The organism is Actinomyces sp. Marseille-P3109 (assembly GCF_900323545.1).
GTDB lineage: Bacteria > Actinomycetota > Actinomycetes > Actinomycetales > Actinomycetaceae > Actinomyces.
The window spans coordinates 1228375-1241754 of the sequence record NZ_OOHN01000008.1 but is presented as its reverse complement, the minus strand read 5'-3'; the positions used below and the strand labels follow the sequence as shown (position 1 = coordinate 1241754).

12 protein-coding genes are annotated in these 13380 nt (G+C 68.3%); 5 read left to right on the top strand and 7 right to left on the bottom strand.

The annotated features are described in order from the left end of the window. The first annotated feature begins 2 nt into the window (after nt 1-2). Nucleotides 3-1529, top strand: a complete 1527-nt coding sequence (locus tag BQ8008_RS05620; protein ID WP_108833158.1) for a polyamine aminopropyltransferase — start codon at nt 3-5, stop codon at nt 1527-1529. Nucleotides 1530-1638: 109 nt separating this feature from the next. Here BQ8008_RS05620 and BQ8008_RS05615 read toward each other — a convergent pair whose 3' ends face one another. From BQ8008_RS05615 to ypfJ, 3 genes are all read right to left on the bottom strand, one after another. Then, nucleotides 1639-1998: a hypothetical protein gene (locus tag BQ8008_RS05615; protein ID WP_108833157.1), complete on the bottom strand. Its 360-nt coding sequence runs from the start codon at nt 1996-1998 to the stop codon at nt 1639-1641. Between the two features lie 55 nt (nt 1999-2053). Continuing rightward, complete coding sequence (locus BQ8008_RS05610) at nt 2054-2563, bottom strand: flavodoxin family protein (RefSeq protein ID WP_108833156.1); 510 nt, start codon at nt 2561-2563, stop codon at nt 2054-2056. A gap of 193 nt (nt 2564-2756) precedes the next feature. Then, complete coding sequence (gene ypfJ, locus BQ8008_RS05605; protein ID WP_108833155.1) at nt 2757-3665, bottom strand: KPN_02809 family neutral zinc metallopeptidase; 909 nt, start codon at nt 3663-3665, stop codon at nt 2757-2759. A 133-nt stretch (nt 3666-3798) separates the two neighbouring features. On the opposite strand from ypfJ, the gene BQ8008_RS05600 reads away from it, so the two are divergent. After that, on the top strand, nt 3799-4863 hold the full coding sequence (locus BQ8008_RS05600) for a quinone-dependent dihydroorotate dehydrogenase (RefSeq protein WP_108833154.1): 1065 nt from the start codon (nt 3799-3801) through the stop codon (nt 4861-4863). 12 nt (nt 4864-4875) lie between these two features. Here BQ8008_RS05600 and BQ8008_RS05595 read toward each other — a convergent pair whose 3' ends face one another. Both BQ8008_RS05595 and BQ8008_RS05590 read right to left on the bottom strand, forming a co-directional pair. After that, complete coding sequence (locus tag BQ8008_RS05595; RefSeq protein WP_108833153.1) at nt 4876-5892, bottom strand: aldo/keto reductase family protein; 1017 nt, start codon at nt 5890-5892, stop codon at nt 4876-4878. A gap of 77 nt (nt 5893-5969) precedes the next feature. After that, nucleotides 5970-6578, bottom strand: a complete 609-nt coding sequence (locus BQ8008_RS05590; RefSeq protein ID WP_108833152.1) for a DUF3043 domain-containing protein — start codon at nt 6576-6578, stop codon at nt 5970-5972. A 41-nt stretch (nt 6579-6619) separates the two neighbouring features. Here BQ8008_RS05590 and BQ8008_RS05585 point away from each other — a divergent pair, with 41 nt between their 5' ends. Beyond that, nucleotides 6620-8008 (top strand): dipeptidase, encoded by a 1389-nt coding sequence (locus BQ8008_RS05585; protein ID WP_108833151.1) that lies wholly within the window; start codon nt 6620-6622, stop codon nt 8006-8008. Nucleotides 8009-8048: 40 nt separating this feature from the next. Beyond that, the gene (locus tag BQ8008_RS05580; protein ID WP_108833150.1) at nt 8049-9299 is read left to right on the top strand and encodes a glycerate kinase; all 1251 of its coding nucleotides are present in this window, start codon (nt 8049-8051) and stop codon (nt 9297-9299) included. 53 nt (nt 9300-9352) lie between these two features. Here the strand turns inward: BQ8008_RS05580 and BQ8008_RS05575 are convergent, their stop codons facing one another. Together BQ8008_RS05575 and BQ8008_RS05570 are read right to left on the bottom strand one after the other, a co-directional pair. Beyond that, a complete protein-coding gene (locus BQ8008_RS05575) occupies nt 9353-10366 on the bottom strand; it encodes a LacI family DNA-binding transcriptional regulator (protein ID WP_108833149.1) in 1014 nt (337 codons plus the stop codon). Between the two features lie 239 nt (nt 10367-10605). Further along, entirely contained in the window at nt 10606-11832 is a 1227-nt protein-coding gene (locus BQ8008_RS05570) for a glycosidase (protein ID WP_108833148.1), read from the bottom strand. A gap of 188 nt (nt 11833-12020) precedes the next feature. Between BQ8008_RS05570 and BQ8008_RS05565 the strand changes: the two genes are divergently transcribed. Next, entirely contained in the window at nt 12021-13340 is a 1320-nt protein-coding gene (locus BQ8008_RS05565; RefSeq protein WP_108834713.1) for a deoxyguanosinetriphosphate triphosphohydrolase, read from the top strand. Nucleotides 13341-13380: the final 40 nt, after the last annotated feature.

Sequence of the window (13380 nt, the reverse complement as noted above, 5' to 3'; positions counted from 1 at the left end):
CCATGACCCATGGCCGAATCGGGCGGCGGGAGAACGTCGCCCTGTTCACCGCGGCCCTGCTGGCCGCGATCGGTGGGCTCATCTATGAGCTCATCCTGGGTACGGCGGCCTCCTACCTCCTGGGTGACTCCGTCCTCAGCTTCAGCCTCGCCACCGGCATCACCCTGTTCGGCATGGGGATCGGCTCGCTGCTGGTCAACCGCTTCCGCTCCGCACCAGCGGTCGTCTTCGGCGTCAGCGAGGTGCTCCTCGGCCTCATCGGCGGCAACTCCGTCCTTCTGCTGTACCTGGCCTTCGGACGCACCCACCTGCACTGGGTCGTCTTCGGCGGCATCAGCCTGACCATCGGCATCCTCATCGGCCTGGAGATCCCGCTGCTGGTGCGGACCTTCGCCGCCTTCGGGCGCCGCTCGACCAGTGAGCTGCTCGGCAAGGTCATGGCGATCGACTACTTCGGCTCACTGGTGGCCTCCCTGGTCTTCCCCCTGGTACTCCTCCCGCAGCTCGGCCTCATGCGCGGGGCCTACCTGGTCGGGGCGCTCAACGTCCTGGTCGCGGTGCTCGTCCTGCTCCAGGTGCGCACACCTCGTAGGATCCTGTGGGCGGCCACCGCTGCCGTCGTAGCACTGGTCGGCATGTTCGCGGCCGCCAACCGCATCGAGCGCAGTGTGGAGGCGCTGACCTACAACGACCCGGTCGTCTACTACGAGCAGACCGCCTACCAGAAGGTGGTCCTCACCGACTACCAGAACGACCTGCGCATGTACCTCAACGGCCAGCTCCAGTTCTCCAGCCTGGACGAGGCCCGCTACCACGAGACCCTGTCCGCCAGCGCCATGACCTCGGTGAAGGACCCCGCCCACGTCCTCGTGCTCGGGGGCGGTGACGGTCTGCTGGCGCGAGAGATCCTGCGCTACCCCAGCGTCAAGGACGTCACCATCGTGGACATCGATCCCGACGTCACCGAGTTGGCGCGGAGCAACCGCCTGCTCAAGGATCTCAACAAGGCCTCCTTGTCCGATCCCCGGGTGCGTGTGGTCAACGACGACGCCTTCACCTACGTCCGGGACTCCGACGCCGCCTACGACGTCGTCCTCATCGACCTGGTCGACCCCTCCAACGAGAAGCTCGCCAAGCTCTACGCCACCGAGTTCTACCGGCATGTTGAGGCGCGGCTGGCACCCGGGGGCGTCATGGTCACCCAGGCCACCTCCACCTTCTTCTCGCCCCATGCCTTCTCCACCGTGGCCAGTACCGTTGCCGCCGCCCAGCCGGATCGCCAGGTCCTGCCCTTCTCGACCAACATCCCGTCCTTCGGGGAGTGGGGCTTCGTACTGTCCACTAAGACGCCGCAGAATCTCATCAGCCAGCCACTGCCCGAGGGACTGACCTATCAGGACCGAGAGACCCTGGAGTTCATCATGCGGACCAAACCTGCCCGTACTGAGACCATGGAGCCCTCCACGCTCCTGCATCCTCGGATCGTCGAGGTCTACAACCGAGACATGCGGCAGTGGCGCTACTACTGAACCAGGACGAGGCGGCGAAGTCGGTTCGGTCCGAATCATTCCGAAGCGACTTCGCCGTCACCCTGATACCGCACCGAGTCGGTTACCGCACCGAGTCGGCCGCCTTACCTCATCTCAGGATTCTGATGGTCAGCCAGGCGGCGATCCCGGCGATCATCACACAGCTCATCAGGGACACGATGACCGCCATGCCGAGGATGAACAGATAGAGCATCGACGTCAGCGTGGCCAGCCAGATGAGCGCGACACGAGCAGCAGGAGGAAGCGCCGTCGCCAGGTATGCCCCGGCGGCGATCAGCACCAGCCCGCTGACGGCGAGGGACATGAAGTCGGGGTCAGTGACGTTGAAGGGCTCGAGCGTCCCTCCCCAGATGATGATGAGGAGGCCGCAGACAACCAGGCAGGCTCCGGCGATGTTTCGTCCGCTCAGTTGTAGCCGGGGAGACTTGTCATGGTTCGTTGTTGTCATATTGCTGCTTTCCTTTCGATGATGCGATGCGCGGTTGTCGCCAGGGCGTCTGTCGCTATCCGTCGTTTGCCGAATCCGCGAGCTCGCATCCCCAGCTGCGGGCGTCGGTCTCCTCGCCACCGGCCAGCGGTCCCTTGTTCGCTGTGACCACGAAGCTCCTGACCGATGCCGTCCGCCGACCCTGATGACGCTGCAGCGCCTTGGCAATCGCCTTGGCCGCTGAACCGCTGAGCCAGCCCCTGGAGACGACTGTGTCGAAGGCGGATACGTTGAGGGATGCTGGAAGCGCTGTGCTTCCCAGCCACTCGCCGATACCGTGGGAGGACCCTCTCGTCCCCTTCTGCTCACATGCCTTGGTCCGCGAGGTCGCAGTCGGCAGTCCCCGGTTGTGGGTGGGGGCTCCCAGCACGAGCAGATCCAGGTCTGCGGGCAGAGTGCTCGGAGCCTGATCGACCTCGACGACCTGAGCCTCGGCCCCGCCGTCAAGCAGTCCGGTGGCGACGGCCTCGGCGATGGCCCGGGTATTGCCGAAGTAGGACTCAACAATGATGAGTGCCCTGGTCATGGTGTCCTCCTGAGGGCCGGTACCGGCGGTGTTGCTGTTGACGTGTGCGTCATGAACCCACTGTTGGGTGTGACGCCACGTCGCACGCAAACGGGGCCCGCCGCTCAGAAGGCGGCGGGCCCCGTCAGACCGCGGAGATCGGTGGGGAGGGGAGATGAGTGATATGGCGGTGATCGGCGTCGCCGCGGCTGCCTCAGAGCTGGGAGGCGTCGACGGCGAAGGTGTTGCAGGCCTGCACCGAACCGGAATTCATCCCGGTGGTGAACCAGCGCACGCGCTGCTCGGAGGAGCCATGGGTCCAGGTGTCGGAGTCGACGTGCCCCTTGGCCCGCTCCTGGATGTGGTCGTCGCCCACGGCCTCCGCCGCTCCCAGCGCACCGCTGATCTCCTCGCTGGTCGGGCGGTCGAGGAAGGGCTGACCGGTCTCCGGGTCGGGGGTGGAGGAAGCGTGGTTGACCCAGATCCCTGCGTAGCAGTCCGCCTGGAGCTCCAATCGCACCGAGTCCGAGGTCGCGCCGCTGCCCGAGCGGTCGGCCGCCGCCATCTGACCGGTCAGGTGCTGGATGTGGTGCCCGAACTCGTGGGCCACGATGTACTCCTCCGCCAGGGGCGTGTCCGTGGCCCCCAAGGACCTCTCCATCTCGGAGAAGAAACTCATGTCCAGGTACACCGTCTGGTCCCCTGAGCAGTAGAACGGTCCCACTGCCGAGGATGCGTTGCCGCAGGCCGAGGAGATCTGGGTCCCGTCCCACAGGACGAACTCGGGTTTGGCATAGGTGATCCCTGCCTGGGCGGGCAGCTGGTCCGTCCATACCGCGTCGAGGGACTCGGCGGTGGCCACCATGCGGCACTGGGTGTACTTGTTGGCACTCTCCCCGCTGGTGCACACGGAGGTGTCGATCGACGAGGCCGTCGACTGCGTCGTCCCCGCCTGCTGCTGCGCCCCCAGCAAGGAGGACAGGTCCACGCCGGTGAGCTGGGAGATGAGGACGACGGCGATGACGGTCAGGATCGAGCCACCGCCGATCATCGCGCCCCGGCCGCCGCCGGAACGGGTCTGAACCCGATTGGGATCGGTCTGAATATCACGGTTGAAGGACACGGGCCACCTCTGAGAACACGCCTGAACGACTCCACGCTACCGGGCGACTGCCGGAAGCGCGAAGCAGGAGCGCCGCCGGCGGGCCGGGCGGGCCTCAGCGCCCGCACCAACCGTACCGGGGTAGCCTGACACCGTGCTCTACGACCTGCTGTACAAGACCGTCCTGACCCGCATCGACCCCGAGCTGATCCACGACGTGTGCCTGGACGCGATCGAGGTGACCGGCAAGGTCCCCTTCGTCAGGGACGTGGTGCGCCAGATGTGGGGGCGCCGGCCGGCCTTCCCGGTCCCCTCCGCCAATCAGGGTGGTCCCTTCGCCCGGCCCGTCCCCGGCGTCCTGGGGCTCGCCGCCGGGATGGACAAGGAGGGGCAGGCCGTCGAGGGCCTGGACATGCTCGGCTTCGGCTTCATCGAGGTCGGCACCTTCACCGCCCACGCTCAGAACGGCAATGACAAGCCCCGCATGTGGCGCTATCCGCAGATGCGGGCCGTGCGCAACCGCATGGGCTTCAACAACTCCGGAGCAGACGAGGCCGCCAAGCGGCTGAGCGCCCTGCGACGCACGCCGCGGGGACGCTCCATCGTCGTCGGCGCGAACATCGGCAAGACCAAGGTGACGCCGCTGGAGGACGCGGTTGAGGACTACCGCTACTCGGCCGCGGCAGTGGCTCGCTGGGTCGACTACCTCGTCGTCAACGTCTCCAGCCCCAACACCCCAGGGCTGCGCAGCCTGCAGAGCGTTGAGGCGCTGCGCCCGATCCTGGAGGCGGTGCGCGAGGCCGCGGACCACGCCGCGAGAAGGCAGGTCCCGCTCCTGGTCAAGATCGCCCCTGATCTGGCCGACGAGGACCTCGACGCCGTTGCCGACCTGGTCCTCGACATGGGGCTGGACGGAGTGGTGGCCACCAACACGACCATCGACCACGACCTGGGGGAGGGCGGTCTGTCCGGTGCACCGCTCCTGCCTCGCTCCCTGGAGGTCGTGCGCCGCCTGCGCAGCAGGCTGGGGGAGAAGCCCACCATCATCGGCGTCGGCGGCATCTCCTCCATCATGGACGCCGAGCTCATGCTCGACGCCGGAGCGGACCTGCTCCAGGCCTACACGGCCTTCATCTACAACGGGCCGGCCTGGCCAGGGCGGATCAACCGCGCCCTGGCCACCGCATCGGCCGCTTCAATGAGCCGCGCATCGCGCTGATCCCCGCTTCCGTCAGGCGGGGCGCTTGTCCGGGGAGGAGGTCAACGACGGATCCCGCTCGACGACGTCGCCCAGGGCGGCGTCGACTGCGGCCATGACGTCGTCGTCCAGGCTCACGCCCGACGCCTTGACCGTGTCCACCAGCTGCTCGGGGCGCGAGGCACCCACGATCGCCGAGGAGACTGCCGGGTTGCGCAGCACCCAGGCGATCGCCAGCTGAGGCATCGTCAGCCCGAGGTCCTGGGCGATGGGACGCAGGGCCTGGACCGCGGTGAGCACATCGTCGCGCATCCACCGCGAGATCATCTGCCGACCGCCCTTGTCGTCGGTGGCGCGTGACCCGGCGGGTGGCTCCTGCCCTGGCAGGTACTTGCCCGACAGGACCCCTTGGGCCATGGGTGACCACACGATCTGTCCCAGCCCCAGCTCCTGGCTGGTGGGGACCACCTCACCCTCGATGACCCGCCACAGCGCCGAGTACTGGGGCTGGTTGGACACCAGTCGGAGCCCCATCTGCGCGGCCAGCTCCTGACCGGCCCGGATCTGCTCGGCCGTCCACTCCGAGACACCGATGTAGAGGGCCTTACCGGCCCGCACGACGTCGGCGAAGGCCTGCATGGTCTCCTCCAGCGGGGTCTCATGGTCGTAGCGGTGGGCCTGGTAGAGGTCCACGTAGTCCATGCCCAGGCGCGTGAGGGAACCGTTGATGCCCTCCATGATGTGCTTGCGCGACAGGCCCACGTCGTTGGGGCCCTTCGGGCCGACGGGCCAGTAGACCTTGGTGAAGACCTCCAGGGACTCGCGGCGCCGGCCGGCCAGTGCCCGCCCCAGAACCTCCTCGGCGGCCGTGTTGGCGTAGACGTCCGCGGTGTCGAAGCTCGTGATTCCCAGGTCCAGGGCCGTGTGAACGCACTCGATGGCGGTATCCGCCTCCACCTGGGAGCCGTGAGTGAGCCAGTTGCCGTAGGTGATCTCGGTGATTTTCAGTCCTGAAGCGCCCAAGCGCCTGTATCCAACCGTATGTTCCATACCACCACCCTACGACGCGGTCCCACGATGCGGAACCGTCGTGGGACCGGGTGGAACGGGGCGGAACGAGCCGGGGCTCAGGAGGGGTACTGGCCCCGCTTCACCAGAGTGGCGGGACGACGCCAGCGCCGCAGCATGAAGCAGCGCGACATGATGTAGAAGAAGATCGTTCCCTCGTCCTTGACCCGGTCGGCCCCGAACTTCTCATTGAGCCGGCGGCGCAGCCGGGTCCAGCACCAGACCGAGTCGGCGATCGCCAGCAGCAGGTAGCCGTTCATCGCCAGCACGGTGTAGAAGCTCACCAGCGGGTACTGCGGCAGAATGCGGCCGAAGCCGAAGGAGGCGATGAGCAGAACGAAGATGAGGGGCATGAAGAACTCACCCAGGTTGAAGCGCGCGTCAACGTAGTCGCGGATGTAGCGCTTGACCGGCCCCTTCTCCCGAGCCGGAAGGTACTTCTCCTCACCGGTGACCATGGCCTCGCTCTGCCGCTTCCAGGCGGCGTCCCGGGCCGCGCGCGCCTCCCGCTTGGCGGCCTGACGATCCTTGGGAACGACGGGGTGCAGGTTCTTGGCCTGCTGGTCCTTGCGCCTGGGGGTGGGGCGCCCCTTGCCGACGGGCTTGGAGGCCGGCTCGGCCACGGGCTCCGGCTCAGGGGTCTGGCTGCGCTTCTTGAACAGGCTCACGGTGCACAGACTAGCGGTAGCGGCGCGATACCCTGAAAACCATGATCACTGTTGATGCCGTGCGCACCGCCGTGCACACCTCCATGCCCGTCATCGTCTCCGACCTGACCGACCTGGTCGCGATCCCCTCGGTCTCCGCCTCCAGCCACGACCAGTCCCAGGTCCAGCGTTCCGCCAAGGCCGTGGCCGCGCTCCTGCGCGACAGCGGTCTGGACGCCGAGATCCTCTCCGTACCCGCCCCCGACGGCGCCCCCGGCCGGCCGGCCGTTCTGGCCCACAAGAAGGGACCCCAGGGCAGCCCGCACGTCCTGCTCTACTCCCACCACGACGTCCAGCCCGTCGGCGACCCGGCCGGTTGGGACCAGGCCGATCCCTTCACCGCCGAGCGCCGCGGTGAGCGGCTCTACGGGCGCGGTACCTCCGACGACAAGGCCGGCGTCATCACCCACGCCCACGCCCTGCGCACCCTGGCGTCCCTGGCCGACGGCGAGTTGCCCTGCTCGGTGACGGTCTTCATCGAGGGCGAGGAGGAGGTCGGCAGCCCCTCCTTCGAGAGCTTCCTGAGCACCTACCGGGACCGGCTCGCCTCCGATGTCATCGTCGTGGCCGACTCCTCCAACTGGAAGGTCGGCACCCCCGCCCTGACCACCCTGCTGCGCGGCGTCGTCCAGGTCGATGTTCGTCTCGACATGCTCGACCACGCGCTTCACTCCGGCCAGTACGGCGGTCCCATCCTGGACGCCGCCACGGCCATGTGCCGCCTCATCGCCTCCTGCCACGATGAGGCCGGTGACGTCGCCGTTGCCGGACTGGTCAGCCAGTCCCAGGCCGAGGCCGACTTCCCGGACTATCCGGAGGCCGACTTCCGCGCTGACGCCGGGGTCCTCGACGGCGTCGAGCTCGTCGGCACCGGCGACCTCACCGCCCGGTTGTGGACCAAGCCCTCGCTGACCCTCATCGGCATGGATGTCACTCCCCTGGACCTGGCCGGTAACGTCCTGGCCCCCTCGTGCACGGCCCGGCTCTCGCTGCGCATCGCTCCCGGGCAGGACCCCGCCAAGGCCCAGGATGCGCTGGTCGCCCACCTGGAGAAGCACGTGCCCTTCGGGGGGCGGCTGACCGTCATCGGCCGCGAGGCGGGGCCGGCCTTCGACGGATCCGAGGCCACCCCCGCGTCCGAGGCCGCCCACTGGGCGCTGTCCACCGCCTGGGGCACCGAGACCGTCAACATCGGCCAGGGCGGTTCCATCCCCTTCATCGCCACCCTCAAGGAGACCTTCCCCGAGGCCCAGGTGCTCGTCACCGGGATCGAGGACCCCGACACCCGCGCCCACAGTGAGAACGAGTCCATGCACCTGGGCGAGCTCGAGCACATCGTGGTCGCCGAGGTCCTCCTCCTGGCCCGTCTCGGCGGCGCCATCGCCTCGTGATGGCAACCGCGTACCGACTCCGCCGCCGGAGAATGATCACGTGAGGGCCCTCCTCGCCCCCGGCGGTCTGTGGCCCGAGCCGGCCGGAGTGCCTCTGGCCGGCTCGGGCCGCGGTCTTCCAGCTGGCCGCGTCGCCGCCTGCCTGGCGCGCGGCTGGCACACGGTGCGTCCCGACGATTCTCTGACGCTGACACCCATGGCCGATGGCGGTCCGGGCTCGGCTCAGGTGATTGCTCCGGAGCGCATCGTCTCCCGCGAGGTCATCCAGGGGCAGGGGCCGCTCGGACAGGTCCGGGAAGTCGACCTGGTACGACTGGCTCGCGGCCCGCGGCGGGCCGCAAGCCGGCGCCCCGGGGAGGGCAGAACCTGGTTCCTCGACGCCGCCCGCCTCCTGGCGCTTCCCACCGACTCCGGCGAGGGGGCCCAGGAGGCTCTTCAGGGCAGCACCTACGGTCTGGGACAGGTCATCGGCACCGCTCTGCGGCGCACCCGTCCCTCCGACACGCTTCTGGTCGGGCTGTCGCGATCGGCCGTCCACGACGGCGGGGCCGGAGCGCTCGACGCCCTCGGTGACGCCACTGCGGCCATGGACCTCCTGGCCGGTCGCAGCCTCGGGCTGGTCCTGGCCGACGACGTCGCACTGGGAGGCATGAACGGTGCCGGGGCGTCCCTGGCGGAGGTTACCTCCTTGAGTCCCGAGCAGGCCCAGGAGCTGGACCGCCGTGCCTGCGCCGTCGCCATGGAAGCCGTGAACGGGGCCGACACCATCCGTCGCAGCTCCTCCGGAGGGCAGGGGATGCTTCCGGTCGTCTCTGCACTCGACGACCCCCGGACGTCGTCGGTTCCTGGGAACCTGGAGCTCGAAGGGGCGGCCCGGATGAGCGCCTCAACCTGGGGGACCGGCGCGGCAGGGGGCAGCGCCATGGTGCTGCGGTCCCTAGGAGCGTGGGCTCGGCCCGGAGCCCGCGTCATGGCGGAGATCCTCGATCTGTCGGGGTCGGTGCGCGACCAGGACCTGGTGGTCACCGCCTCGGGCGAGCTCTACGACGTCCTGGCCGACAGCATCGTGGGAGTCGTCGGGCAGCACGCCGCCTCGCAGGCGCTGCCCTGCGTCCTCGTGTGCGGACGGAGCGCCACCACCCGCGGCGAGCTGGCCGGTGCCGGCGTCACCAACGCCTACAGCCTGCAGGAGCCCCACGCCGTCGAGCCCTGGGACTGCGATGGCCCGGATGCGCTGGAGACGAGGCTGACGGACTTGGGGGCGCGACTGGCTCGCACATGGTCGCGTTGAACCAACAAGCCCGTCGCTGCCCCTGCGCTGCCCCCCGTGGAGCGCAGGACGGGTCAGACGGTCGGAGCCGTGGCGGTCGAGTCGCGCATGATGAGGTCGGGGGCGAACAGCATCTCAGTGTCGGCCGGCCGTTCACCGTCGAGCTGCGTGAGCAGCGTGGACACGGCGGCCCGGCAGATGGCGTCCACGGGCTGACGCACCGTCGTCAGCGGTGGGTCGGTCATCGGGATGAGCGGCGAGTCGTCGTAGCCGATGACGGAGACGTCCTGCGGCACGGACCTGCCGGTCTGGCGCACGCCCTCAACGGCGCCAAGTGCCATGACGTCCGAGGAGCACACGATGCCGGTGCACCCCTGCTCGAGCAGGTGCAGCGCCGCACTGACGCCTCCCTCGTAGGTATAGAGCGTCTCCACGATCCGCAGCGGCTCGTCGGGCAGGGCCTTGCTCATGGCGTCCTCGTATCCGGAGCGCTTGCGCTGAGCCGGCACCATGCGCATCGGCCCCATGGCCAGTCCGATACGTCGATGTCCTAGGGCGATGAGATGGTCCACCGCGATGTGGGTGGCTCGACGGTCGTCGGTGGCGAAGCCCGGGGCCTTGATGGTCGGGGCGTTGCCGTTGACCGTCACCAGGGGGACGCCGCGCTCGCGCAGACGCTGGTAGCGGGTGACGTCACCGGTGGTGTCCGCGTGACGCCCGGAGACGAAGATGATTCCCGCGACGCCGCGGTCCACCAGCATCTCGATGTACTCGTCCTCGCTGATCCCACCGGGCGTCTGCGTGCACAGCAGGGGAGTGTGCCCGGAGGGGGCCAGGAGCTGCTCGATCTGTTGGGCGAACAAAGGAAAGATCGGGTTGCTCAGCTCGGGCACGATGAGTCCCATGAGTCCCCGGGAGGCCTGGTGCACGGACTCGGGCCGTTCATAGCCCAGGATGTCGAGCGCTGCCAGCACCTGCCGACGAGTCGAGTCGGCCACATTGGACTTTCCGTTGAGCACACGCGAGACGGTGGCGGTGGAGACACCGGCCTGATCGGCGATGTCGGTGAGGGTGAGTCGCTGTGGCATGAGTGAATCCTACGAGGATCAGTGAGGGTACAGGGGCCTCTTGGCGGGAACCATCGGTGGCTCGCCGCCCGGGCCTCCATTCGCAATCATCGCAGATCACGCACTGTTTACGTGAATCAGGAGTGGCAGCTCCCCGGTCGCAGATCCTGATCCCTCGCTGTCTTCCCCTGCCTGGCGCCACGATTTAACTGGCTGTTGCAGTGATCGAAATAGTTGAATGAATTCTGCGTTCGAATGTTCTACGCCACAGTGACGGCTTCCAGCCAGGTCGTCGTCGTCGGAGGGACGAGTAGGCGTCCCTGGTCCTGTCGCAGGGGCTGAGACGACAGCAGCACCTTCGCCTCGGCTGACAGGATGATTGGGGAGTCGGAGGTGTTGACGACGACCAGAACGCCGCGCACCAGGAAGACCAGGGCCTCAGGCGGGCACCACTCCAGGCCGGTGACGAAGGCCATGGGGGCGCACGCCAGGTTGTACTCGTCCCGCACATGAGCCGCGTGCCGCACGGTCGCGGCGGGAGAACCGAACTGCGAGGACTGTGCCTGAGCGTGCTCGGCCACCATGCTGGCCAGCTCCAGGGGAGTGGTCGGCTTGTCGGCGTCGGACAGGGCGATCTCATCACCCTGGCGCAGGTAGAGCGAGCCGGGCAGCGCCAGCATCATGGCCTGCAGCGCCAACCCCCGAAGCAGCCGTTCGTCGTGGTCGACGGAGTACCAGCGCTGTCCGTCCCCCGGGTCCAGCTGCTCGGACAGGATGTGGGGAGGCAGGAAACGCCAGGTGGGCGGTGCCCCGAAGCGGTCGTGCTCGTCCAAGGACCGTGTCAGGTGGGCGGTGAGCGACTCGGCGTTCCAGCGCGTCAGGGTCAGGCAGTCGTCACGCAGGTGGTGCACCCAGTCGTCCTGGAGGTGGTGGCGTAGCGAGTCCGGGTAGTCGGCGGTCACGTCGGCACCGACGATGCCGTTCTCCACGTACTCGGCCAGCTGGCCGTGCAGCATGGCGAAGTGGGCGCTCAGGCGGTCCAGCCGGGTCTCGCTGGCGACCTGAGGAGGCACGATCGTGCCCAGGTCGATGCCGGCCGCACCGGCTTGCAGATAGGCCTCCGAGCGGCGCAGCAGGTCATCGCCCGGGCCCTCCAGGCCCGTGATGAAGCCGGTGGTCCGCCGTGCATGGGGACCCGTGATCGGCCCGAGCGCGCCGGAGACGCGCACGACGGTGCGCAGCCCCAGGGCGCGCGCGTTATCGATGAACCGGCGGATCGAGTCCAGCTCGGAGCCGACGTCAAGCAGGCTCGGACGGATGAGAACCGCGTCCATTCCCAGGTGCAGGGCGTGCTCGATAATAGGATCCGTGTGTTCTAGATCGGCGGCTCCCAGGGCCGGCGACGGGACCTCGTAAACCAGCGCGTGGCGCCACCACTCCTCCGGACCGTCGTAGGGCCGGTGGACGAGGGTGGTGGTCGTGGTCACGGCAGGTGTCTCCCTTCCGTCGGGCTCGCGCCCAGGAGCGTCACTCCCAAGAGTGCTTCGTCGGTGTCTCGAGGGTGTGTGGCGACCACATACTGAGGAGATCGGATGCCGTTGCTCCCTTGAGACGGTGTCGGAGGCGTCGCAATGGTGACGTCCATCGTAACCCGCTTCTGCGTTACCTTGTGACCATGTCAGTGCAGCATTCTGGATCCGAGCCTGTGCGTCTCGATGGAAACGGAGGACTTGGGCCGGCCGGGTACCGATCTGAGGACGCCGAGCGCTTTGTTCACGAGCAGGCGAAGAATCCCCAGCGCACTCCTTTTGAACGTGACCGGGCCCGGGTCCTGCACTCCTCGGCGCTGCGTCGCCTGGGCGCCAAGACCCAGGTCCTAGGGCCGTCGGCCGACGACTTCGTGCGCACCAGGCTCACCCACTCCCTTGAGGTGGCGCAGGTGGGGCGTGCGCTCGGCCAGGCGCTGGGATGCGATCCCGACGTCGTGGACGCAGCCTGTCTGTCCCACGACCTGGGCCATCCGCCATACGGGCACAACGGGGAGAAGGCGCTCGACGTCGTCGCTCGCCAGATCGGGGGCTTCGAGGGCAATGCCCAGACCTTCCGGATTCTCACCAGACTGGAGCCCAAGACCCTTGCCGAGTCCGGACGAGCGGTCGGCGTCAACCTCACCCGGGCCAGCCTCGACGCCGTCGCCAAGTACCCCTGGCTCAAGGGGCGGGGACCGGGTGGGCCGGGCGGGCGCAGCGCGCGCAAGTACTCCGCCTACGAGGACGACGCAGAGATCTTCACCTGGATGCGTCAGGGGGCGCCGGAGGGCAGACGCTGCATCGAGGCCCAGATCATGGACCTGTCCGACGACGTCGGCTACTCCGTCCACGACGTCGAGGACGCCATCGCCCTGGGGCGCTTGGACCCGGCCTGCCTGACCGAGCCGCGCGAGGTCGATGAGCTGCTCGAGGCCACCCGGGCTTGGTACGGCAACGACCTCAGCGCCGATGCCCTGGGGGCGGCCTTCGACAGGCTGTCCGCTCAGCCCTACTGGATCCGCTCCTACCACGGCACGGTGGCCGACGCCGCACACTTGAAGAACCTCACCAGCGAGATCATCGGCCGCTTCGTCTCAGCGGTCGCCACCTCGACCCGTCAGACCTACGGCAGCGGACCCCTGACCCGGTACGAGGCCGAGCTCGTCATCCCCGAGGAGACCGCAGCGGAGATCCTCCTGCTCAAAGGAATCGCCGTGCGCTACGTCATGGAGCCGCGTGAGCACGAACCGGTCTACATGCGCCAGCGCACCCTCATCTTCGACCTGGCCGACGCCCTCATGACGGGTAACGGGAAGGCCATCGACTCCGTCCTGACCGATGCCTGGCACCAGGCTGAGGACGATGACGCGCGTCTGCGAGTGGTCGTCGATCAGATCGCCGCGCTGACGGACACCTCCGCGCGCGCTTGGCACGCCCGGCTGTGCGGCATGTTCTCTGCGGTGTAGCAGGGGGTGCCGCAACCACCTTCCCGGGATGCCGGCCGCC